Genomic DNA, 23,109 nt, shown 5'->3' on the forward strand with positions numbered 1-23,109 from the left:
CGTCCCCTGACCCTAGGGGGCGGTCACGCCCGGCGGTCCAGGCCGACCTGCTGCGGCCCGTCGACCGCCTCGTCGTCCTCGGGATCGCCGACACCCGGCGGCGCGACGGGCAGCCAGCGGTCCCACCAGTCGAGCAGGTGCTCGAACCGGGCCGGGCGGTGCCCGGAGCCGTTCCCGGGGACGAGCAGCAGCGCGCTGGGCACCCGGCGCCGCTGCAGCGCGGCGAACAGCCGCCGGCCCTCCCCCGCCGGGCAGCGCTCGTCCTGCACCCCCAGCGTCGGCGTGACCACGGCGGCGGCGTCGAGGAGGACGTCGTCGGGGTCCGCGCCGGGCGGTGCGTCCGTCCAGTCCACGACGGCGGCGGCGAACCGGTCGGTGCGGGTCAGCAGCGCCGCGGCGGCCGGCCCGCCGGTGAGCCCGACCCGGCCGGCGTCGAGGGCCGGGTCGGCGAGGGCGGTGTCGAGCAGGGCGAGCACGTCGCCGTCGCAGCGCAGCACCGCGTAGCCGGCCGAGGCGAGCACCTGCACGTCGTCGGCGAGCGACCACCCGGGCGCCCGCCCGCCGGGCACGGCCACCAGCACCGGGTGGGGACCCGGCCCCGGCGGCACGGTCACCCACAGCCGCGCCTCGGTGCCGTCCGGGGCGACGACGGCGCGCTGCCCGGTGCGGTGCAGCCGGCCCGTGGCACCCAGCGCGGAGCCGAAGCCGGTCAGCAGCCGGCGCCGGCCGGGCGTGATCGCCACCAGCTCCCCCGCGGAGCGGTCGTGGGCGACGGTCGCCACGACCACCCCGGCCGCGGAGGCGCAGCCACGCACGGTGAACGGGCCGTCGACCAGCGCGGCGGGCGGGCCGCCGTCGAGCGGCACCCGCACGAGCTCCACCGCGCCCCGCCGCGCGACGCCGGCGAGCACCGCCCCGCCGTCGCGGGCGAGCGCCGGCGGGCCGTCGTGGACGACGCCGTCGAGCAGCGGCTCGAGCTCGCCGCCGGACACCCGCACCCGGCACAGCGCCGGGGACGACGCGGCGATGTCGAGGCCGTCGGGGCCCAGGTCGGGACGCGCGGTGACGCAGAGGGTGCTGCCGGAGGCGTCGAACACCGGCTGCCGGCACTCGCCGCTGCTGCGGGTGACCCGCCGCGGGCGGCCGCCGGTGAGCGGGACGAGGTAGACGTCGCGGACGCGGTCGCGGTCGGCGCCGGGGTGCCGGGCGGAGACGAAGGCCAGGGTGGCGCCGTCGGGTGACCAGGAGACGTCGGCGTCGGCGGCGGTGCCGTCGGTGAGCTGCCGGGACGCGGGCGGCGCGGCGTCGTCGAGCGGGTCCTCGGGCAGGTCGAGGACGACCACGCAGGTGCGCGGGGCGCCGTCGCGGGTGCCCAGCCGGGTGACCAGGCGCGGCCCGTCGTCGGCCGCCGGTACCGGGGCGACCCAGGCCAGCCGCCGGGAGTCCGGGGACCACACCGGGGCGCCGGCGCCCAGCGGTGCGTCGGTGAGCCGGCGGGGCGCGCCGCCGGCGGTGGGCAGCAGGTGCACCTGCGGCGGGCCGCCCGGGGAGGCGGACAGGTAGGCCAGCCAGCGGCCGTCGGGTGAGAAGGCCGGCGCCGAGTCGGCGGCGCCGGAGGTCAGCGCGCGGGGCGGTGCGGAGCCGTCGGTCGGCACCGCCCACAGCTGCCCGAGCAGGGCGCCGGTGCGGGGGTCGGGCCGGTCCACGGCGACCACCGCCATGCGCCCGTCCGGGGACACGGTGGGCGTGCCCGGCGTGCGCACGAGGGCGAGGTCGGCGGGCCGCATGGCGCACCGAGCGTAGTGCAGCGGTCACCCGCGGCCCGGGTCCACGCGGGACCCGGGCCGCGGGAGACCGGCCTACTGCTGCTGGGCCCGGGCGATCAGCCGCTGGCCGAGCGAGCCGGCCTGGCTGTTGGTGAGCAGCTGCGTCTGCGACTCGACCAGCCGCAGCACCGCCGGGTCCTCGCGGCCGACCTCGGAGGACTGCAGCAGGATCGTGCCCTGCCCGGTGAAGTCGTACTGCCGCTCCTCACCGGAGGCTCGGCCGAGCGCGCCGGAGATCATCCCGCGCAGGTTCTGGGTCATCCACTGCGCGTCGTGGTGCACCGACGGCGACGGGCAGTCGGCCCAGCCGAGCAGCGCGTCGGGGTCGGCGCGGAACGGCGGCTCGACGAAGATCACCGGCCCGTTGGACGAGGCGATGAACTTGCCCGTGCCGAGGAGCGTGACGAACCCCGGGACGATCGACTGCTTGAGCTCCAGCTGCTTGGAGAACGCGCAGAGGTTGCTCGCCTTGATCGTCAGGTTGCCGTCGTCGAGGTCGTAGGAGTTCAGGTCGAACCCGCGGTCGCCGATGAGCAGCTTGCCGTGGCCCTGCGCGACCACCCAGTCGGAGATGTAGACGGGGCTGGAGAACCGCGAGGCGACCCACGCCTGCACCGAGGAGTACTCGGTGACGGCGTCGAACCGGACGTCGCCGTAGTAGGCCAGCATCGCGCCCTTGCTCATGAACCACTCGCCGCCGGTGAGGGCGACGCAGAACACGTAGGGGTTGACGTTGTCGTCGTCGGGCAGCGTGTGCGGGTTGAGCGTGCTCGGCTGCCAGCTCGGCTGACCGCCGGGCGCCGGCTGGCCGGGGTACGGCGGCGGGGGCTGGCCGTAGCCGGGCGGCGGCTGGCCGTAGCCGGGCTGGGGCTGGCCGTAGCCGGGCGGCGGCTGCTGGCCGTACCCGGGCGGCGGCTGGCCGTAGGGCTGGGGCTGGCCGCCGTAGGGGTTGCCCTGGGGCTGGCCGTAGGGGTTGCCGGGTGGGTAGGTCATCTCGTCGCCCTCAGAACTTCTTCTCGCTGGCCTGCACGTACACGGTGCCGTGACCGCCGATCCGCAGCTGGAAAGCCTCGCCGGATCCGCGGCCCACGACGTCGCGGAAGCCGACCTTGGCCGCGAGGTCGACGGTGAGCTGCCCGACGTGGCCGACGTAGGCCTGCGGGTCGACGCCGATCTGCTGCCCCTGCAGCTGCAGCGGGAAGGCGCCGCCGTGCGAGAGCAGCGCGACCGCGCCGCGCCCGTGGACGTTGGTGGTGAACAGGCCCTGCCCGGTCATCGCGCCGCTGATGGCCTGCCGGATGCCGCCCGAGCCGAGGAACTGCACGCTCGTCTGCAGCGTGGCGTCGTGCGCCAGCAGCCGGTCGGCCTCGCAGACCAGCGGCGCGCCGCCGTCGAGCTCCAGGACGGTGACGTGCAGGCCCTTGTGGCCGTAGAGCACCTGGCCGGTGCCCTCGGTGGCCATCATCGGGTTGGACTCACCCGACATCGCCGCGCCGACCATGCCGCCGATGCCGCGGCCCTGCCCGTGGACGGGGCGGAAGGCGACCTGCCCGGAGTAGCCGAGCATCGAGCCGCGGCGGGCGAGCACCGGGGTGCCGGGCGTGACGTGCGCGCGCACGACCTTGCTGTTGACGGTCTCGAAGGGCATGGGTCAGCGCTCCGCGGACTGGACGAGCACCAGGCCGGAGCCGGTGAACCGGAGGGAGAACGGCTCGCCGGCGTCCTCGCCGACGAGCGACTTCCACGAGACGCCCGAGACCAGGTTCATCGACAGCTGGCCGCGGGAGCCGACGTAGGCGTCGGGGTCGACGACGAGGTCGGCGCCGGGGGCGACCTCCAGGGCCATGACCGGGCCCTCGGAGACGATCGCGACCTGCCCGTGCCCGGTGACCGTCGTCGTCGCCAGGCCGTGGCCGCTGGTCATCCCCCGCAGCCCGGCGAACTGGACGTCGAGGCGCAGCTGCTCGGTGTGGGCCAGGATGTGCTGGCTCTCCACGGTGAGGGTGTCCCCGGCGAGGTCGACGACGAGGACGTCCATCGCGTCGAGCGCGAGGTACACCCGGCCGTGACCGGCGCAGTCCATGAGGGAGAGGCTCTCGCCGGCGACGGCGCGCTTGAGCGCCGCCCGCACGCCACCGCCCCCGCCCATGCCGGAGCTCTTGAAGTCGACGTTGCCCTCGACGGCGACCATCGAGCCGCTGGCGGCCCGGATGCGGTCGCCCTGCAGGTCGGCGTGCAGGACGCGTTTGTGGGCGGTGAGCAGTGCCACGGATGCCTCTCGGGACGGGGGTCGGGACCGGCGGGACCGTATCCGGCGACCTCCCCGCGCGGTAGGTGCTGCGCCCCGGCGCGTCCCGGACGCGCCGGCGGCCCCGGGGCGGTGCCCCGGGGCCGCTGGTGTGCCGGTGGTGTCAGCGCCGGCCGGCGGTGACCTCCTCGTCCCGCTGCGCCGCGGCGGGGACGGGCTCGGCGGCCCGCTCCCGCCGGGACTCCAGGACGCTGCTGATCACCGCGGCGACGATGAACAGCAGACCGGTCAGCCCGGTCACGTACTCGCTGATGTGGAACCGCAGCTCGAGGATCATGATCGCGGCCAGGAAGCCGATGGCCCACATGGCGCCGTGCTCGAGGTAGCGGTACTCGTCGAGGGTGCCCTTGTCGACCATGTAGATGGTCAGCGACCGCACCCAGAAGGCGCCGATGCCCAGGCCCAGCGCGATGATGAAGATGTCGCTGCTGATGGCGAACGCGCCGATCACGCCGTCGAAGGAGAACGACGCGTCGAGCACCTCGAGGTAGAGGAACGCCGCCGCACCGGCGCCGGCCACCGCCTTCGTCGCCGTGCCGGCCGCGCTGCCGCCGCCCGTCGACCCCCCGGTCGCGGTCACGTCGTCGTCGTCGTCCTCCTCCGGGGCCTCCATGAGCTCGTTGAGGCCGCCGATGAGCAGGTAGGTGAACAGGCCGGCGATGCCGGAGACCAGCACGGTGGCGTACTTGTCGTCGTCGGCGATCTGCGACCCGACGTAGATGACCGCCAGGGCGATGACGACGGCGAGGTAGGGCAGCTTGCCGGCCTTGGCCAGCGGTCGCTCCAGCCACGACAGCCAGTGGATCTCCCGGTCCTCGTCGAAGAGGAAGTTCAGGAAGATCATCAGCAGGAAGATGCCGCCGAAGGTGTAGATCGCCTCGGCCGCGGCCTCGACGTTCTCGCCGTAGGCCTGCTGGTCGGTGAGCGCCAGGTCCCACACCTCGGGGATCGACAGGCCCGCGGTGACCGACACCAGCACGATCGGCAGCAGCAGGCGCATCCCGAACACGGCGATGAAGATGCCGACGTAGAGGAAGAGCTTGCGCCACAGCGGGCTCATCCGGCGCAGCACCTTGGCGTTGACCACGGCGTTGTCGAAGGACAGGCACACCTCGAGCACGCCGAGGACGGCGACGGCGAGGAGTGCGGCCGGTCCGCCGAAGAACACGGCGGTCACCAGCGCGGCCACCGTCAGGAAGACGGAGAAGCCGAAGTAGCGGAGCATCAGGTTCCTTTCCGACGCCTGACCGGCGGGGCGGCGACGAGTGCGGCACGGAGAGCACCGGGCCGGGTCGACCGGCAGACGGGTCCGAGGGTGTCCAACGTGCCCGCACCGGCGGACGTTCCCGCCGCGGCCCTCCCGGGCGGGTGACCACGGCCACGCCCGCGGGAGGGCGGGGCCGCGACGTGGTAGGCACGACGCCGGGGCGCGGGCGCGCCGGCGGCACGGAGGGAGACGGTCGTGGGCGGGCTCGGTGGGAACCCCGCTCCCCGCTGGTGGCGGCGCGACCGGGAGACGGGGCAGCGCGAGGCGGTGGCGGCGCGCGAGGCCGCCGCGGCGGCGATGCTCGAGCTGGACGCGGCGCTGGCCGACCTGCCCGACGCGGTCGCCGCGGCGGAGGAGGCCGGCGCGAGTGCCGGCGGGCGGGGCCTGCGCGGCCCCGCCGTCCCCGCGTCGCTGGCCCGCGACTGGCACGACCTGTCGACGCACGCCGACGCCGTCATCGGCTCCTACCTGCAGGCCGTCGCCGAGCACGACGACGTCGGCGAGCCCGGCCGCGCCCGCGCCGCGACGCGGGAGCTGGGCGCCGCGGCGACCGCGCTGCGCGGCGTCCTCGACCAGGTGCGGCGCTTCCGGGAGCAGTACGGCGAGGTGCTCGCCGCCGCCGCCCGCGTGCGCGCCGGCGCCCGGACGGCGGTGTCCGCCGCGTCCGCCGCGATCGCCGCCGCCCGGGCGGCGCTGGCCGGCGCCTCCTCCGCCGACCTCACCGACCCGGGGGTGCCGGCCCTGCTCGACGACGCCGCCGCCGCGCTGGCCGGCGCCGAGACCGCCCTGGCGCAGCGCCGGGCCGCCGACGCCGTCGCCGCGGCCGAGCGGGCCCGCCGGGGGGCCGACGCCGCCGCCGACCGGCTCCACCGGCTGCCCGAGCGGGCCGCCGAGGTGCGCCGGGGCGCCGCGTCGGTGCGCACCCGCCGGGAGGCGCTGGGCACGCGGCACGAGCGGCTGGCGCCGGTGATGAGCGAGCTGCGGCGGCGCTACCCGCTGTCGGCGTGGGCCGACGTCGAGCGGGCCCCGCAGCGGGCGGCCGGGGCGCTCGCGGAGGCCGACGCGGCGCTCGCCGCGCTGGAGGCGGCGCTGGCCGCGCCCGTCCTCGACGTGCCGGAGGCGGCCGCGCAGCTGGCCCGGGTCCGCGCGGCGGCCGGCCGGGTCGACGACGAGGTGCGCGCGGCGACCGGGCGGTTGGCGCGGCTGGACGCCGTCCGGGCCGATCCGGGGTCGCTGCTGGCCGGGGTGCAGCGCGGCGTCGTCGACGCGCGGCGGTTCCTCGCCGGGCTGCCCGAGGAGCGGGCCCGCCGCTACCGCCGGACCTTCGAGGACCTCGCCCGCCGGCTGCCCGCGCTGGAGGCGGCGGCCCGCGGCGACCGGCCGGACTGGGGCGCGGTGCTGCGCGAGGCGGAGTCGATCGAGCAGGGCCTGGCCGGGCTGGTGCGCACCGCCCGGGCGGAGTAGCGGCTCACGCGCCGCGGGACTCGGCCACCCGCCGCATCCAGTAGCGGAACCAGTCCCGGCCGTAGGGCACGTACACCCGGGTCGGGACGCCGCGGCGCCGGAGGTCGGCGAGGACGTCGGGCCGCACGCCGAGCAGCTGCTCGACGGTCCCCGCCCCGTCGAGCAGGAGCAGCGCCTCGCGCAGCCGCCCGTCGTGGGTGGCCATCGACCACGCCGCCCGCCGGCCGGCGAGGTGCGCGCCCAGCCGCAGGTAGGCGACGTCGGTGGGTTCGCCGTACGGGTGCGTCCCGGACCGCTCGACGTAGGCGCCCTTGACCAGCCGCACGTGGACGCCGGCGTCGACGAGGGCGTCGACGTCGCCGGGCGAGCGCAGCAGGTTGGCCTGCACGGTGGCGCCCAGCCGGTCGGCGAGCCCGCGGCCGGCGACGTCGAGGACGCAGGCCCGCACCGCGCCGGTCCGGGCGGCGTCCTCGGCGCCCACCTGCACCCGCCGGCCCGGCGGCAGGGCGGCCGCGACGGCGGCGAGCCGGTCGGCGGTGCCGGCGGGGTCGACGTCGAGCGCCAGGTGGGTCAGGTCGACCGACAGCCAGGCGTCGGCCGGGGGCGGCGGCAGCGCGGCGGCCAGGGAGCGGTACTGCTCGACGACGTCGGCCGCCGTGCCGACGTCGGTCACCCACTCGCCGAAGAGGTCGATGCTGACCCCGTGCCCCGCGGCGAGCAGCCGGCCGGCGACGGCCAGTGCCTCGCCGCTGTCGCGGCCGGCCACGTAGCGGGCGGCCGCCCGTCGGCTGAGCTCCTCCCCGCCCGGCAGGGCGCGCACCGCGCGCTCGAACCGCCCGCTCGTCGCCAGCCGGAAGAGCACCGCGCGGTCGAGGCCCACGCCGGTCACCCTGCCAGAGGTCTCAGGCCCGCTCGAGCAGCCAGCGGACGATCTCCTCCCCCGCCGCCGCGCCGGTGGCCGCGGTGACCGCCACCCGGCTGCCGGTCCAGCCCTGCTCGTGCAGCTCGCCGTGCGCGGGCCGGACGGCGGCGTCGGCGGCGAGCAGCATCGGCGCGTCGAGCAGGCTGTCGCCGGCGCACAGCAGGCGCGGCGCGTGCCCCTCCCCCGCCAGCAGCCGACGCAGCCGCAGCAGGCCGCCGGCCTTCGACAGCCCGGCGGGGACGACGTAGACCTTGCGGCCCTGCACGCTCAGCGTGGCGCCCGCGGCGCGGGCGGCGGTGGTGGTGGCGGCCAGCCAGTCCGCCGGGATGCCGTCGCGGGTGTGCGCGACGAGGTAGCCGAACAGGCCCTCGGCCGAGCGCACGGTGCGCACCCACGGCTGGCCGGCCACCGCCTCCAGCGGGGCGAGCAGCTCCGCCAGCGGCGCCGCCTGCGCCGCGGTGGCCGCCGCCCAGGCGTCCCAGTCGGGGTCGCGGACGCCGTCGGCGAGGAGCACGCCGCCGTTGCCGCACAGCGCGTAGCGGGGCACCAGCGGCAGCCGCACCCGCTCGTACTGGGCGGCGGTGCGGGTGGTCACCGGCACGACGAGGGCGCGACGGCCGAGCTCGGCCAGCAGCTCCCACGACGCCGGGGTCGCGTGGCTGAGCGGGGCGCCGTCGAGGTGCTCGACCACGGCCAGCCCGTCGGTGCCGCCCGCCGCGGACGCGGAGTAGATGAGCGTGCGGTCGAGGTCGACGGCGGCGAGGGTGGCCGCGAGGACGGCGGTCACCGGGTCACCGGCCGGATCAGCCCGACGCAGGAGTAGGGCAGGTCGGGCACCTCCACCAGCGGCACCCCGCGCGCCCGCGCGAGGGCGACGACGTGCCGCAGGTCGGCGGCGCGGTCGGGCCGGACCAGCACCTGCCAGGGCACGCGGCGCAGCAGCACCCGGGTGGTCTCCCCCACCCCGGGCTTGACCAGGTTGACGTCGGCGATGCCGTGGTCGGCGGCGATCCGCTCCACCGCCGCCCACCCGGCCCAGGTCGGCCGGCGGTGCGCGGCGGGGACGTCGTCGGCCGGGGCCGTGGACGGGAAGGCGGCGGCGACGGTGTCGACGAACAGCGCGGAGACGTCGGAGGCGGCGAGCTCGGCGTAGTACTTCGCGCCGTGGAACATGCCGGGGCCGATGAGGTCCGCGCGCAGCACCGTCCGGGACACCAGCCCGGACACCGTGCTGTTGAGGCAGGCGCTCGGGATGAGGAAGTCGTCGCGGGTGCCGTACAGCTCGGTGCAGACGCCGGGGTCGGCGAGCACGGCGAGCCGGTCGTCGAGGGCGGCGTCCTCCGGGTGCGCCGCGACCCAGCCGGCGACCGCCTCGGTCAGCTGCCGCTGGATGGCGCCCTTGCCGGTCCACCCGTCGACGAAGCGCAGCGCGCCGGCCGGGTGGCGGGCGAGCACGTGCGCCATCGCCACCTCGTCGATGCCGCGGCCGCGGATGATCGAGACGGTGTAGTGCGGCACGTCGACGCCGCGCGAGACGCGGTACCAGCGGCGCAGCAGCACCCCGATCGGGGTGCCGGCGCGGGCCAGCGAGACCAGCACCGGCCGGTGCCCGGCCGCGGCCGCGGCGTCCCACACCAGTTCCCCGACCCGGGCGACGGCGTCGGCGAGCCGGCCGGCGGACTGCTCGAGCGCGGTGGTGAACAGCGCGAGGTAGGCGTCGTCGGGCTGGTACTCGACCGGCAGCATCTCCGAGTAGTGGGTGCCCGACTGGATGGCCTCCTCGCGGTCCTCGGTGCCGCGCTCGAGCGCCACGCCGGACAGGTCGGTGAGCAGCCAGGTGACGTCCTCGGCCGGGTAGGAGCCGAACCGTCCCGGGACGGCAGGGGCCGGCGGGGGCTGCAGCGCGGTCACGGGGCCGGCTCCGGCAGCGGCGAGGACAGCGGGACCGGGACGACGTGCACGGCGCGGGCGGCGAAGGGGCGCAGCGCCTGCGCCAGCGGCGCGGCGTCGGCGGGCGGGGCGTCGACGACGACCACGACGTCGTCGGCGCGCAGGTCCGACCAGCGGCCGTGCGCCGGGACGGCGGCGGGGTCGGCGAGGTTGTGCACCCGCGAGGTGCGCGACGGCTCGTCGGGTGCGGGAAAGGACAGGCTGCGGCGCAGGGCGTAGCCGGGGTCGTCGGCGGCGTGCACGGGGCTCCGGGTGGTCGACTGGGTGGTGACGGGGACGCCCGCCGGTCGCCCGGCGAGGGCGGCGGCGAGCACGGTGGGCGCGTACATCAGCTCCTCGGTGCCGAGCACGAGGACGCCGCGGCTGCCGGCCAGCGCCGGCGCGAGGGCGGCGGCCGCCGCGCCGGCGGCCGCGTGCAGCCGGGCGGTGCCGGCGGCGGTCAGCCCGTGGCGGGCGGTGGTCGGCGCGCCGGCCGGCCACAGGCCCTCGTGCACCCGCACCGCGCCGGGCGCGCCGGCCGGCAGCGGCGCCGGGCCGGGCAGCGCGGTGCGGGCGGCCGCGGCGCGCGCCAGGACGTCGTCGGGGAGGGTGAGCGCGGTGGTGAGGACGGCGGCGACGTCGACCCGCACGCCGAGCGCGGCGGCCCGCTCGGCGAACGCGGCCCGCGCGGCCGGTGGGCGGGCGTCGAGCAGCGTGCCGATCACGTAGCGCTCGCGCGGCCAGCGGGCGTGCAGCTCGGCGACGGTGTTGAGCGCGGTGCGCCCGCTGGTCAGCTCGTCGTCGACCAGCACCAGCGGGCCCGGCGCGCCGAGGGTCACCGGGCCGGCCGGCTGCAGGGCGTGGGCGACGGCGTGGGAGTGCTCCTCCTCGAACGCCGCCGCCACCGGCACGCCCGGGTGCACCCGCCGCGTGGTCGACAGCGCGGCCGCACCGAGCCGCGCGGCGGCGGCGTGCCCGAGCCCGGTGGCGGTCTCGCAGTAGCCGACGACCAGGCCGGGCACCTCCCCGCCCAGGACGGCGGCCACGGCGTCGCCGACGGCGTGCCCGGCACCCAGGACCTCGGCCGGGGCGACCGGCACGTGCTTGCCGAGGACGCGGGAGACGACGAGGTGGGCCCGGCGCGGGTTGTCCCGCAGCGCCAGGCCGCACAGCGCGGCGAAGCGGCCGGGGTCGGACACCCCGACGTCGAGCAGCGCGGAGACGGTGCCGGCGAGACCCGCCGGGGTGAGCGTGGCCGTCACGCGCGGCGGACCTCGTTCGCGGCGAAGACCTCGGCGACCCGGCGCTCGCCGGCCGACAGCAGGTCGACCAGCGCCGCCTCGTCGGCGACCACGCCGTAGACCGCGGCGCGGCGGCTGATCAGCTCCGCCCACAGCGCGTGCGGGCCGATCTCGTTCATCCGGCCGTTGCCGGATCCCGCGATGCCGCCCTGCCCGCGGGCGGTGAGGATCTCCAGGGCGTCGTCGTACTCGGTGCGCGAGACGGTGAGCAGCGCGTTGACCACCGAGACGTGCGCCGGGTGGATGACGGTCTTGCCGAGCACCCCGTTGGCCTTGTCGAGGGCGACCTCGCGCACCAGGCCGTCGAGGTCGCCGGCGATCATCCGCTGCCGCAGCCGGCCCTCGTGCTGCTCGGTGAACGGCGACTGGCGCAGCTGCGGCTTGAACAGCCGGGGGCCGGGGATGTGCTCCCACACCGCCCCGGTGACCACGTGCTCGCCGCCGCGGGTGAACCGGTTGACCACGTCGGCCAGGCAGTCCCGGACGACGGCGACGTCCCAGATCGTGGTGTCGCGGTCGCGGCGCAGGCCGAACAGCCCGGACAGGTCGGTGCCGCCCACCCGCAGGCACAGCACCTGCTCGCGGTGGGCGTCGAGGACCTCGGCGAGTGCGGCCAGCGCCTCCGCGCGGGTCTCCCGCCACGCGAGGTCGGGCGTCTCGAGGATGGGCATGCCGTACAGCGGGTGCCCGGTGGCCGCGCTCACCTCGGCGATGGCCTCGAGCATCGGCCCGAGGGTCGCGCCGGTGGCCTTCGGCAGGCTGAAGCCGGCCAGCCGCGCCAGCGCCGGCCCCGCGCCGACGGCGATCGAGCGGATCTGCTCGGGCGTGCGCACCCGCACGAACACCAGCGGCAGCGGCGCCGGGTCCCCCTCGGTGACCCGGCGGTCGATCCGGTGCAGCGCGGCGACGACGTTGGCCTCGGCCTCCCCCACCGCGGCGTGCGGGATGGCGTCCTCGAGGCACCACACGGTGCTGGTGGCGCCGGCGGCGGCGGCCCGGGCGGCGTCGGCGTCCAGCGACGGCCGGGTGCCGGGGCTGTAGAGCGTCGCGCCGAGGGCGAGGGCGAGCATGGCGCGCGGCGTGGCCGGGCCGATCTCCCCCGGCGGGACGGCGAAGAGCCGCTCCCGCTCGTCGTCGGTCAGGTAGGCGAAGTGGCGCACGGGTCGATCCCTCTCACCCTCTGCTGGATGTGGGCTGGCGGCGGCCGGGCGGCCGGGATGGTCTCGGGCGGGTGCGAGGTCAGGGACGCAGCAGGCCCTGGGCCCGCGCCCGCTGCAGCCAGCCGGGGTACTCGGTCATCAGCCGGTCGAACAGCGCGTCGTCGCCGATCGGCCGGCGGCCCATCAGGTCGTCCTGGTCGACGGCGAAGAAGTCGGCGTTGTCCGTGAACCGGCCCTCGAGGTCGTCGAGCCGCTGCAGGTAGGAGAACTGCCGCTCCGGGCCGATGCCCATGAACTGCCAGAACACCGGCTCGTAGGACGCCGCGCGGATCTGCCGGGTGGCCACCGCCTTGTCACTCGGCGCCCCGTCGGTCAGGAACATGACGTAGACGGGCACCTGCGCCGGCTGCGGCTCGGCGCGCTCGCGGCTGTCGCCGAAGTAGGCCTGCCGGACGGCGGCCATCGCGGCGCCGTAGCGGGTGTCGTACTCCAGCGGGTACCGGTGGGTGAGCTCGGCGATGTACTGCTGGTGGCCCTCCAGCCGCAGTCCCGGCTCGGGCCGGTGCACGTCCTTGCCGAAGAGGAACACGTCGACGACGCCGTCGTCGTCGAAGCGCAGCCCCAGCGCGAGCACCCGCTCGGCCAGCCGCTGCACGGCGCCGGCACGGTACAGCGCGGCCATCGAGCCGGAGATGTCGAGAACCAGCGCGACGCGGGCGGTGTGCTCGCCCAGACCGCGCTTCTCCAGGCTGACGCCGGCGGTCTTGACCAGGCTGAGCAGCTGCGGCGCCTGCGTCGACAGCTTCTTCTCCAGGTCGACCAGCCGGCGCTTCTCCGTGCTGACCGGGGGCGCCGCGGACGGGGCGGGGGCGGCGGAGGCCGGCGGTGCCGCGGCGGCGGGCTCGTCGTCGACGCTGACGCCGACGTCGGTGGCCATGGCCGCCAGGCCGCCGGTGTAGCCCTGCCCGACGGCGCGCACCTTCCACTCGCCGCCGCGGCGGTAGACCTCGGCGAAGACCAGGGCGGTCTCCGGCCCGGCGGCCAGCTCGCAGCGCACGGCGGCCGGGGCACCGCCGTCGGGGGCCACCTCGACGGCGAGGCCGGTGAGCGCGCCGAAGGTGCCCGCGCCGTCGAGGGAGGCGCCGATGACGACCTTCTCCACGTCGGCGGGCAGCGCGGCGGGGTCGATGCGGACCTGGTCGACGGTCCCGCCGCCGCGGGTGGACTTGCCGAGGTGGCGCACCGCGCCGCCGGCGCCGGACGGCTGGTTGTAGAAGACGAAGTCGTCGTCGCTGCGGACCCGGCCGGCACCGGTGGTGAGGAACGCCGAGAGGTCGGCGTCGACGCCGGGCGCCGGGTTCCAGGTGAGGGTGACGACGACGGGCCCGCTCAGGCCGGCCTGGGCCAGGCCGACGTTGCCGCCGCGGGTGAGGACGTGGACCACGCTGCTGCCGCTCAGCCGGAGGAGCGGGCGGTGCGCGGGTGGGCAGCGGGCACGTCGACGGGCATGGCGGGATCGGACCTCCGGTCTCGGGCGGGTGCGGGAGCGCGCGGACAGTACGTCGGGTGGGCCCGGAACGGGAGGGATCGGCGCGCGGGGCGGCACCGGGCCCGGACGGGTGCCGTCCGGGCCCGGTGGGGGTCAGCCGACGTTGACGCCGAAGTCCTGGGCGATGCCGCGCAGGCCCGAGGCGTAGCCCTGGCCGACGGCGCGGAACTTCCAGTCGGCGCCGTTGCGGTAGAGCTCACCGAAGACCATCGCGGTCTCGACCGAGGCGTCCTCGGTGAGGTCGTAGCGGGCGATCTCCTGGCTGTTGGCCTGGTTGACGATGCGGATGAACGCGTTGCGCACCGCGCCGAAGTTCTGCTTGCGGTTGTCCGCGTCGTAGATCGACACCGGGAAGACGATCTTGTCGACCGTCGGCGGCACGCCCGCGAGGTTCACCTGGATGACCTCGTCGTCGCCCTCGCCCTGGCCGGTGAGGTTGTCACCGACGTGGACGACCGAGCCGTCGGGGCTGCGGAGGTTGTTGAAGAAGACGAAGCCCGAGTCGTCGGGGGTGACCCTGCCGCCGGCGTCGAGCATGATCGCCGACGCGTCGAGGTCGAAGTCGCCCCCGGAGAACGTGTTGACGTCCCAGCCGAGGCCCACGTTGACCGCGGTCAGGCCCGGCGCCTCCTTGGTCAGCGAGACGTTCCCGCCCTTGGAGAGGCTGACACCCATCTGTTGGACTCCCATGTCTGTCGGGTCGCGCAGCGGCGGTCGCCGCTGGCGAGCACGCCGGACGAGCCGGCGTCACCGGCGGGTGCGCAGGCGCGGGCGCCCGGCGCTGTCCCCCGGTCCCGCTGCGCCGGGTGCCGGTCGGGCACCCAGCGGAGCGGACGTGTTCCGGATACTGCCGCACGGTCACCGGGAGCAACAGGTGCCGTGACGCGGACGGGTTCCCGCCCGCGCGGCCCCTGCCCGGCCCGGTCAGGCCGGTGGCGCCGGCCGCGCGGGGCGCGGCTGCTCCTCGCCCTGGCGCTCGGCGGTCGGGACGCCGGTCTCGCCGGCCACCGCGGCCGCGCCCCGGCCGACGGTGCCCTGCGCGGCGGCCTCCCGGGCGTCGCGGCGGCTGCGGGCGAGGCTCGCGACCGTGGTGATGAACAGGGTCACCACGATGACCGTGAGCGACAGCCAGGTGGGCACCTCGGGGATCGCGGTGACGTGCTCGCCGCCGTTGATGAACGGCAGCTCGTTCTCGTGCAGCGCGTGGATGAGCAGCTTGATCCCGATGAAGCCGAGGATGACCGCCAGGCCGTAGTGCAGGAAGACCAGCCGGTCGAGCAGGCCGTCGATGAGGAAGAAGAGCTGGCGCAGGCCCAGCAGGCTGAAGGCGTTGGCGGCGAAGACCAGGTAGGTCTCCGTGGTCAGGCCGAAGATGGCCGGGATCGAGTCGACGGCGAAGAGGATGTCGGCGCTGCCGATGGCGACCAGCGCGATGGCCAGCGGGGTGATGTACCGCCGGCCGTCGATCTTCGTGGTCAGCCGGTCGGAGTGGTACTCCTGCGTCGTCGGCACGATCTTGCGGGTGAGCCGCAGGAACGCGTTCTCCTTGAACTCGTCGTCGTCGTGGCCGCTGGCCCGGGCCTGCGCGACGGCGGTGTAGATCAGGAACGCGCCGAACAGGTAGAAGACCCAGCTGAAGTTCTCGATGGCCGCCGCGCCGAGGAAGATGAACACCGTCCGCAGCACCAGGGCGAAGGCGATGCCGAACAGCAGCACCTTCTGCTGCAGCTCCCGCGGCACCGCGAAGCTGGCCATGATCAGGACGAAGACGAACAGGTTGTCCACCGAGAGGCTCTTCTCGGTGATGTAGCCGGCGAAGTACTCACCGCCGAACGTCCCGCCGGCGAAGACCCACACCAGGATCCCGAAGACGACGGCCAGCGCGACGTAGATCGCCGACCAGGTCGCCGACTCGCGCAGCGTCGGGGCGTGCGGTGTGCGCACGTGGCCGACGAAGTCGAACGCGATCATCGACACGATCGCGGCGACGGTGATCCCCCACACCCAGAGTGGGACGTCCATCAGGCGGTACCTCCGGTCCACTGGCAGCTGTCAGCACCGGAGGTCTCTCCCGCCGACCGTTACCGGCCGGCCGATGGCGCCGGGGCGTTGCTGCCCGTGCTGACGACACCACCGCGTCGGGATACTCCCCTCCACGCGGGACCCGGCCCGCGCGGGAGCGCCGCACGGGAGGGTCCGCAACTGCCAACGGCCGGTGCCCCGTGCCGGGTTCCCGGCCCGAGCGGACGGTCGCGTCCGCTCGGGCCGGCTCAGGCGTGGGCGGCGTCGAGCTGGCGCAGCTCCTTCTTCAGCTCGGCCAGCTCGTCGCGCAACCGGGCGGCCACCTCGAACTGCAGCTCGCGGGCGGCGGCCAGCATCTGCTCGTTCATCTGGGTGATCAGGTCGGCCAGCTCGGCCCGGGGCAGGCCCGCGACGTCGATCGCCCCGGCCTTGCCCTTGGTCTTCGACGACAGGCCGGGCACCGGCGCCTTGCCGCGGGACTGCTGCCGGCCCGAGCCCCCGACCAGTTCCGCGCCGCCGTCCTCGGCCTCGCGGTAGATGCCGTCGAGGATGTCGACGATCTTCTTCCGGAGGGGCTGCGGGTCGATGCCGCGCTCCTGGTTGTAGGCGATCTGCTTCTCGCGGCGCCGGTTGGTCTCCTCGATCGCCAGGGCCATCGACGGCGTCACGGTGTCGGCGTACATGTGCACCTGCCCCGACACGTTGCGGGCCGCGCGGCCGATCGTCTGGATCAGCGAGGTGCCCGAGCGCAGGAAGCCCTCCTTGTCGGCGTCGAGGATGGCCACCAGCGACACCTCGGGCAGGTCGAGGCCCTCGCGCAGCAGGTTGATGCCGACCAGGACGTCGTACTCGCCCTGCCGCAGCTCGCGCAGCAGCTCCACCCGGCGCAGGGTGTCGACCTCGGAGTGCAGGTAGCGCACCTTGATGCCGAGCTCGAGCAGGTAGTCGGTGAGGTCCTCGGCCATCTTCTTGGTCAGCGTGGTGACCAGGACCCGCTCGTCCTTCTCGGTGCGCACCCGGATCTCGTGCACCAGGTCGTCGATCTGGCCCTTGGTGGGCTTGACCACGACCTCCGGGTCGACCAGCCCGGTCGGCCGGATGACCTGCTCGACGACGTCGCCCTGCACCCGGCCCAGCTCGTAGGGCCCCGGCGTCGCCGACAGGTACACCGTCTGGCCGATCCGGTCGGTGAACTCCTCCCACTTCAGCGGGCGGTTGTCCATCGCCGAGGGCAGCCGGAAGCCGTGCTCGACCAGCGTCCGCTTGCGGCTCATGTCGCCCTCGTACATGCCGCCGATCTGCGGGACGGTGACGTGCGACTCGTCGATGACGAGCAGGAAGTCGTCGGGGAAGTAGTCGATGAGACACGCGCCGGCGCTGCCCGGCGCGCGGCCGTCGATGTGCCGCGAGTAGTTCTCGATGCCGGAGCAGAAGCCGACCTGGCGCATCATCTCGATGTCGTAGGTGGTGCGCATGCGCAGCCGCTGGGCCTCCAGCAGCTTGCCCTGCCGCTCGAGCTCGGCCAGCCGCTGCTCGAGCTCGGCCTCGATGGAGGCGATGGCGCGCTCCATGCGCTGGGGACCGGCGACGTAGTGGGTGGCCGGGAAGACGAACAGCTCCTCGACCTCGCGGACCACCTCGCCGGTGAGCGGGTGCAGGTAGTAGAGCCGCTCGACCTCGTCGCCGAACATCTCGATCCGGACGGCGAGCTCCTCGTAGACCGGGAAGACCTCGATCGTGTCGCCGCGCACCCGGAACGTGCCGCGGGTGAAGGACAGGTCGTTGCGGGTGTACTGCTCCTCGACCAGCGTGCGCAGCAGCTCGTCGCGCTCGCGCTCCTCCCCCACCGAGATCCGCAGCGCCCGGTCGACGTACTCCTGCGGGGTGCCCAGGCCGTAGATGCAGGAGACCGTGGCGACGACGACGACGTCGCGCCGGGTGAGCAGCGCCTGGGTGGCCGAGTGCCGCAGCCGCTCGACCTCGTCGTTGACCGAGGAGTCCTTCTCGATGTAGGTGTCGGTCTGCGGGACGTAGGCCTCGGGCTGGTAGTAGTCGTAGTAGGAGACGAAGTACTCGACGGCGTTGTCCGGCAGCAGCTCGCGGAACTCGTTGGCCAGCTGCGCGGCGAGGGTCTTGTTCGGCGCCATCACCAGGGTGGGGCGCTGCACCTGCTCGACGAGCCAGGCCGTGGTGGCCGACTTGCCGGTACCGGTGGCGCCGAGGAGCACGGAGTCCGTCTCGCCGGCCTCCACCCGCCGGGCGAGGGCCTCGATCGCGGCGGGCTGGTCACCCGAGGGCTGGAACTCGCTGACGACGCGGAAGCGCCCCTGGGTGGGCCGGATGTCGGTGGTCGCGCGCACGAGGACGACGGTACGACCGACCGGCGACAGAAACCGGTGTGATCCGGGCGGCCCGCCGCGACGGGCGGGACGGACGGGACGTGCCGGGTTGACCGGGAGCGGCCTCGGTGCTCGTGCCGGTGCGGCGGGCCCGCTAGCGTGACGCCCCGCAGGAGCGCGCCCCGCCAGGGACCAGTGCCACCCGGACACCGGGCGAGGTCGGACCCGGGCAGCGCTCCCCCGGCCAGGGCCTCCGACGGCACCGCCGGACCTGCGCACGACGCCCCCCGCGGCCCCGGCCCGGGGGGCGTCGTCGTCCCCGGACGGCAGCGGCCGGGGCGTGACGTGCGCCGCGTCAGGTGTGGACCCGTCCGGATCGGGCAAGGGACCCGCGGGCACCGTGTGCCCAGACCCCCTGCCGACGGCCGCGGCGGGGGGCCGTCGCGCCCCGTGACCCCCGCGGGGGCGCCCACGCAGGAGGAAACACGTCCATGAACCAGGTGTGGCCCGGCACGGCCTATCCCCTCGGAGCCACGTTCGACGGCACGGGCACCAACTTCGCGATCTTCAGCGAGGTCGCCGAGAAGGTCGAGCTGTGCCTCTTCGACGACGACGGCACCGAGACCCGCATCCGGCTGCCCGAGATGGACGGCTACGTCTGGCACGCCTTCCTGCCCGGCATCCAGCCCGGGCAGCGCTACGGCTACCGCATCCACGGCCCGTACGACCCGCAGCAGGGACAGCGCTGCAACCCCACCAAGCTGCTGCTGGACCCCTACGCCAAGGCCATCGACGGCCAGATCGAGTGGGACCCGTCGGTGTTCGGCTACGACTTCGACAGCGGCGAGCGCAACGACGAGGACTCCGCGGCGCACATGCCGAAGTCCGTCGTCGTCAACCCCTACTTCGACTGGGGTGTCGACCGCCCCCCGAGGACGCCCTACCACAAGACCGTCATCTACGAGGCCCACGTCAAGGGCCTGACGATGACGCACCCCGACGTGCCCGAGGAGCTGCGCGGCACCTACGCCGGCATCGCGCACCCCGCCGTCGTCTCCCACCTGCAGGGCCTCGGCGTCACCGCCATCGAGCTCATGCCGGTGCACCAGTTCGTCCAGGACGACACGCTGCTGCAGAAGGGCCTGCGCAACTACTGGGGCTACAACACGATCGGCTTCTTCGCGCCGCACAACGAGTACGCCAGCAACACCGACAACGGCATGCAGGTGCAGGAGTTCAAGGGGATGGTCCGCACCCTGCACGAGGCGGGCATCGAGGTGATCCTCGACGTGGTCTACAACCACACCGCCGAGGGCAACCACCTGGGCCCCACGCTGTCGTTCAAGGGCATCGACAACCGCGCGTACTACCGGCTGGTCGAGGACGACCCGCAGTACTACATGGACTACACCGGCACCGGGAACACGCTCAACGCCCGCACCCCCCAGGCGCTGCAGCTGATCATGGACTCGCTGCGGTACTGGGTCACCGAGATGCACGTCGACGGGTTCCGCTTCGACCTGGCCTCGGCGCTGGCCCGCGAGCTGCACGACGTCGACCGGCTCTCGGCGTTCTTCGACCTGGTGCACCAGGACCCGGTGGTCAGCCAGGTGAAGCTGATCGCCGAGCCGTGGGACGTCGGCGAGGGCGGTTACCAGGTGGGCAACTTCCCCGCGCTCTGGACGGAGTGGAACGGCAAGTACCGCGACACCGTCCGCGACTTCTGGCGCGGCGAGGACGCCACGGTCGGCGAGTTCGCCAGCCGGATCACCGGGTCCTCCGACCTCTACCAGCACTCCGGCCGCCGGCCGATGGCGAGCATCAACTTCGTCACCGCGCACGACGGGTTCACCCTCACCGACCTGGTCTCCTACAACGAGAAGCACAACGAGGCCAACGGCGAGGGCAACAACGACGGCGAGAGCCACAACCGCAGCTGGAACTGCGGGGTCGAGGGCGACACCGTCGACAAGAAGGTGCTCACCCTGCGCGCCCGGCAGCGGCGCAACTTCCTGGCCACGCTGATGCTCAGCCAGGGCGTGCCGATGCTGCTGCACGGCGACGAGCTCGGCCGCACCCAACGCGGCAACAACAACGGCTACTGCCAGGACTCCCCGCTGACCTGGATCCACTGGGACGAGGTCGACGAGGGGCTGCTGGAGTTCACCAAGCTGGTCACCCGGCTCCGCGCTGAGCACCCGACCTTCCGCCGTCGCCGCTTCTTCCACGGCCGGCCGGTGCGCCGCCAGGCCGGCGCCCCGGTGCAGGACATCGCCTGGCTCACGCCGGCCGGTGACCTCATGACCGAGGACGACTGGGACGCCGGCTTCGCGAAGTCGATCGCGATGTACCTCAACGGGCACGGCATCCGGTCCACCGACGAGCGCGGTGAGGACGTCGTCGACGACCACTTCTACCTGGCGTTCAACGGCTCGCACGAGCCGATCGAGTTCACCGTGCCGGCCGAGGAGTACGCCGGGCTGTGGACGGTCCGCCTCGACACCGCCGAGGTGGGCGAGGTCGAGCCGCGCGAGCTCAAGCCGGGCGAGACGATCACCGTGCAGGACCGCTCGATGGTCGTGCTCAGCGCCCCCCGCCGGTCGTGACCGCGGGCGAGCCGCTCGGCGCCGACCGGCGCCGGGACGTCCCGACGGCGACCTACCGGCTGCAGGTGACCGCCGACTCCACCCTCGACGACGCCGCGGCGGTGGCCGGCTACCTCGCCGACCTCGGGGTCAGCCACGCCTACTCCTCGCCGCTGCTTCGCGCGGCGGCGGGCAGCACGCACGGCTACGACACCGTCGACCACGCGCACGTCGACGAGGTGCGCGGCGGGCAGGCCGGCCTCGACCGGTTCGTCGCCGCGCTGCACGAGCACGGGCTGGGCCTGGTCCTCGACCTGGTGCCCAACCACATGGGCGTGGCCGACCCGGCCGAGGCCCCGTGGTGGTGGGACGTGCTGCGGCACGGCCGCGAGAGCGCCCACGCGTCGGCGTTCGACGTCGACTGGGACTTCGGCGGCGGGCGCATCCGGATCCCGGTGCTGGGGTCGGCCGACGACGTCGAGAAGCTCGAGGTCGTCGGCGGCGAGCTCCGCTACTACGACAACCGCTTCCCGATCGCGCCGGGGACGGAGGGCGGCAGCCCGCAGGAGGTGCACGACCGGCAGCACTACGAGCTGGTCGACTGGCGGCGGGCGGACACCGACCTCAACTACCGGCGGTTCTTCGCGATCAACACCCTCGCCGGGCTGCGGGTGGAGGACCCGGAGGTCTTCCGCGCCACCCACGAGCTGGTGCTGCGGCTGGTCGAGCAGGGCGCCGTCGACGGGCTGCGGATCGACCACCCCGACGGCCTCGCCGACCCGAAGGGGTACCTCGACCGGCTGGCCGAGGCCTCCGGCGGGCGGTGGACGGTCGTGGAGAAGATCCTCGAGCCCGGCGAGGACCTGCCGGAGAGCTGGCGGACCGACGGCACCACCGGCTACGACGCGCTGGCCGAGGTCGACGACGTCCTGGTCGACACGGCCGGCGAGGCGGCGCTGACCGCGCTGGACACCGAGCTGTCGGGCCGGCCGGTCGACTACGCGCGGCTGGTGCACGACTGCAAGCGCGAGGTGACCGACGGCAGCCTCGGCTCGGAGGTGGCCCGCCTGGTGCGGGTGATCGGCGAGCTGCCCGGCGTCGACGAGGCGACCGAGCGGGAGGCGCTGGCCGAGCTGCTGGCCACCTTCTCCGTCTACCGCACCTACCTGCCCGACGGCCGCGAGCACCTCGACGCCGCGGTGGCCGCCGTCCGGGACCGCCGTCCCGACCTGGTGGCGGCGGTCGACGCGCTGCACCCGGTGCTGGCGCGGGCCGGCACCGAGGCGGCCACCCGCTTCGAGCAGACCAGCGGCCCGGTCATGGCCAAGGGCGTGGAGGACAGCGCCTACTACCGGTGGGCCCGGTTCGTGGTGCTCAACGAGGTCGGCGGCGACCCCGCCCGCTTCGGCGTCACCGTCGAGGAGTTCCACGAGGCGCAGGCGCGGCGGCTGGCGGTCAAGCCGCGGTCGATGACCACGCTGACCACCCACGACACCAAGCGCAGCGAGGACACCCGCGCCCGGCTGGCCGTCCTCGCCGAGGTGCCCACCGAGTGGGCCGACCTGGTGCGCGGCTGGCTGTCGCGGCACCCGCTGCCCGACCGGCCGCTGGCGCACCTGGTGTGGCAGAACCTGGTCGGCGCGTGGCCGCTGTCGCGCGAGCGGGCGCACGCCTACGCCGAGAAGGCCGCCCGCGAGGCCGGGCTGTCGACGACGTGGACCGACGTCGACGAGGCCTTCGAGGCGCAGCTGCACGCGATGGTCGACGCCGCCTACGACGACCCGGCGACCACCGCCGAGATCGAGGCGTTCGTGGCCCGGATCGGGCCGGCCGGGCGGTCCAACGCGCTGGCGCAGAAGCTCGTGCAGCTGACGATGCCCGGCGTTCCCGACGTCTACCAGGGCACCGAGCTGGAGGACCGCTCGCTGGTCGACCCGGACAACCGCCGCCCGGTCGACTACGACGAGCGGCGGCGGCTGCTGGCCCGCCTCGACGACGGCTGGGTGCCCGGGGTCGACGACACGGGCGCGGCCAAGCTGCTGGTCACCTCGCGGGCGCTGCGGCTGCGGCGGGACTCCCCGGAGCTGTTCGGCGGCTACACGCCGGTGCCCGCCCGCGGCAGCGCCGCGCCGCACGTCGTCGCGTTCGACCGGGGCGGCGCCGTGACGGTCGCGACCCGGCTGCCCGTGGCGCTGGCCACCACCGGGTGGGGGGACACCACGGTGGCCCTGCCCACCGGGGCCTGGCGCGACGTCCTCACCGGCGCCCGGGTGGTGTCCGACGCCGACGGCGTCCCGCTGGCCGGCCTGCTCGACCGGCTGCCCGTCGCGCTGCTCGTCCGCGCCTGAGCCGGCCGTGGTCCCGGCGCGGCGCGCCGGGGCCACGGTTGGCCCGCGCCCGCCCGGGCACTGAGCACCGGTCCCACCCCAGCACCCCA

General features: G+C 75.2%; 17 protein-coding genes. 3 read left to right on the top strand and 14 right to left on the bottom strand.

All coding sequences use genetic code 11. The features are described 5' to 3' along the window. Nucleotides 1–23: 23 nt before the first annotated feature. The 5 genes from ACI8AD_RS11775 to ACI8AD_RS11795 all read right to left on the bottom strand — a co-directional run bounded on the left by ACI8AD_RS11775 (nt 24) and on the right by ACI8AD_RS11795 (nt 5,359). Nucleotides 24–1,787, bottom strand: coding sequence for a S9 family peptidase (locus ACI8AD_RS11775; protein ID WP_456870707.1), 1,764 nt, complete (start codon nt 1,785–1,787; stop codon nt 24–26). Nucleotides 1,788–1,859: 72 nt separating this feature from the next. Then, a complete protein-coding gene (locus tag ACI8AD_RS11780; protein ID WP_456870708.1) occupies nt 1,860–2,819 on the bottom strand; it encodes an AIM24 family protein in 960 nt (319 codons plus the stop codon). A gap of 10 nt (nt 2,820–2,829) precedes the next feature. Continuing rightward, nucleotides 2,830–3,474, bottom strand: a complete 645-nt coding sequence (locus tag ACI8AD_RS11785; protein WP_456870709.1) for an AIM24 family protein — start codon at nt 3,472–3,474, stop codon at nt 2,830–2,832. A gap of 3 nt (nt 3,475–3,477) precedes the next feature. Continuing rightward, nucleotides 3,478–4,095, bottom strand: a complete 618-nt coding sequence (locus ACI8AD_RS11790; protein WP_456870710.1) for an AIM24 family protein — start codon at nt 4,093–4,095, stop codon at nt 3,478–3,480. A gap of 142 nt (nt 4,096–4,237) precedes the next feature. Beyond that, entirely contained in the window at nt 4,238–5,359 is a 1,122-nt protein-coding gene (locus ACI8AD_RS11795; protein WP_456870711.1) for a DUF475 domain-containing protein, read from the bottom strand. 237 nt (nt 5,360–5,596) lie between these two features. On the opposite strand from ACI8AD_RS11795, the gene ACI8AD_RS11800 reads away from it, so the two are divergent. Next, complete coding sequence (locus tag ACI8AD_RS11800; protein ID WP_456870712.1) at nt 5,597–6,865, top strand: hypothetical protein; 1,269 nt, start codon at nt 5,597–5,599, stop codon at nt 6,863–6,865. 4 nt (nt 6,866–6,869) lie between these two features. Here ACI8AD_RS11800 and ACI8AD_RS11805 read toward each other — a convergent pair whose 3' ends face one another. The 9 genes from ACI8AD_RS11805 to uvrB all read right to left on the bottom strand — a co-directional run bounded on the left by ACI8AD_RS11805 (nt 6,870) and on the right by uvrB (nt 18,108). Beyond that, a complete protein-coding gene (locus tag ACI8AD_RS11805) occupies nt 6,870–7,745 on the bottom strand; it encodes a proline dehydrogenase family protein (protein WP_456870713.1) in 876 nt (291 codons plus the stop codon). A 22-nt stretch (nt 7,746–7,767) separates the two neighbouring features. Further along, nucleotides 7,768–8,574, bottom strand: a complete 807-nt coding sequence (locus ACI8AD_RS11810; RefSeq protein ID WP_456870714.1) for a hypothetical protein — start codon at nt 8,572–8,574, stop codon at nt 7,768–7,770. Further along, nucleotides 8,571–9,698 carry a cysteine protease StiP family protein gene (locus ACI8AD_RS11815; protein WP_456870715.1) on the bottom strand — a complete coding sequence of 376 codons (1,128 nt, stop codon included), beginning with the start codon at nt 9,696–9,698 and terminating at the stop codon, nt 8,571–8,573. The genes ACI8AD_RS11810 and ACI8AD_RS11815 overlap by 4 nt, the downstream gene beginning before the upstream one ends. Continuing rightward, on the bottom strand, nt 9,695–10,978 hold the full coding sequence (locus ACI8AD_RS11820) for a phosphoribosyltransferase domain-containing protein (protein WP_456870716.1): 1,284 nt from the start codon (nt 10,976–10,978) through the stop codon (nt 9,695–9,697). The genes ACI8AD_RS11815 and ACI8AD_RS11820 overlap by 4 nt, the downstream gene beginning before the upstream one ends. After that, nucleotides 10,975–12,177 (bottom strand): HpcH/HpaI aldolase/citrate lyase family protein, encoded by a 1,203-nt coding sequence (locus ACI8AD_RS11825; protein WP_456870717.1) that lies wholly within the window; start codon nt 12,175–12,177, stop codon nt 10,975–10,977. Before ACI8AD_RS11825 ends, ACI8AD_RS11820 begins: the two co-directional genes overlap by 4 nt. Nucleotides 12,178–12,256: 79 nt before the next feature. Then, nucleotides 12,257–13,621, bottom strand: coding sequence for a VWA domain-containing protein (locus ACI8AD_RS11830; RefSeq protein WP_456870718.1), 1,365 nt, complete (start codon nt 13,619–13,621; stop codon nt 12,257–12,259). Between the two features lie 198 nt (nt 13,622–13,819). Next, a complete protein-coding gene (locus ACI8AD_RS11835) occupies nt 13,820–14,416 on the bottom strand; it encodes a TerD family protein (RefSeq protein ID WP_456870719.1) in 597 nt (198 codons plus the stop codon). 234 nt (nt 14,417–14,650) lie between these two features. Continuing rightward, on the bottom strand, nt 14,651–15,748 hold the full coding sequence (locus ACI8AD_RS11840; protein ID WP_456870720.1) for a TerC family protein: 1,098 nt from the start codon (nt 15,746–15,748) through the stop codon (nt 14,651–14,653). 248 nt (nt 15,749–15,996) lie between these two features. Beyond that, nucleotides 15,997–18,108, bottom strand: coding sequence for an excinuclease ABC subunit UvrB (uvrB, locus tag ACI8AD_RS11845; protein WP_456870721.1), 2,112 nt, complete (start codon nt 18,106–18,108; stop codon nt 15,997–15,999). 470 nt (nt 18,109–18,578) lie between these two features. On the opposite strand from uvrB, the gene glgX reads away from it, so the two are divergent. Both glgX and treY read left to right on the top strand, forming a co-directional pair. Beyond that, a complete protein-coding gene (glgX, locus tag ACI8AD_RS11850) occupies nt 18,579–20,693 on the top strand; it encodes a glycogen debranching protein GlgX (RefSeq protein WP_456870722.1) in 2,115 nt (704 codons plus the stop codon). Next, on the top strand, nt 20,690–23,020 hold the full coding sequence (treY, locus tag ACI8AD_RS11855; protein ID WP_456870723.1) for a malto-oligosyltrehalose synthase: 2,331 nt from the start codon (nt 20,690–20,692) through the stop codon (nt 23,018–23,020). Before glgX ends, treY begins: the two co-directional genes overlap by 4 nt. The last annotated feature ends 89 nt before the right edge of the window (nt 23,021–23,109 follow it).

The organism is Geodermatophilus sp. SYSU D00766, assembly GCF_054049915.1.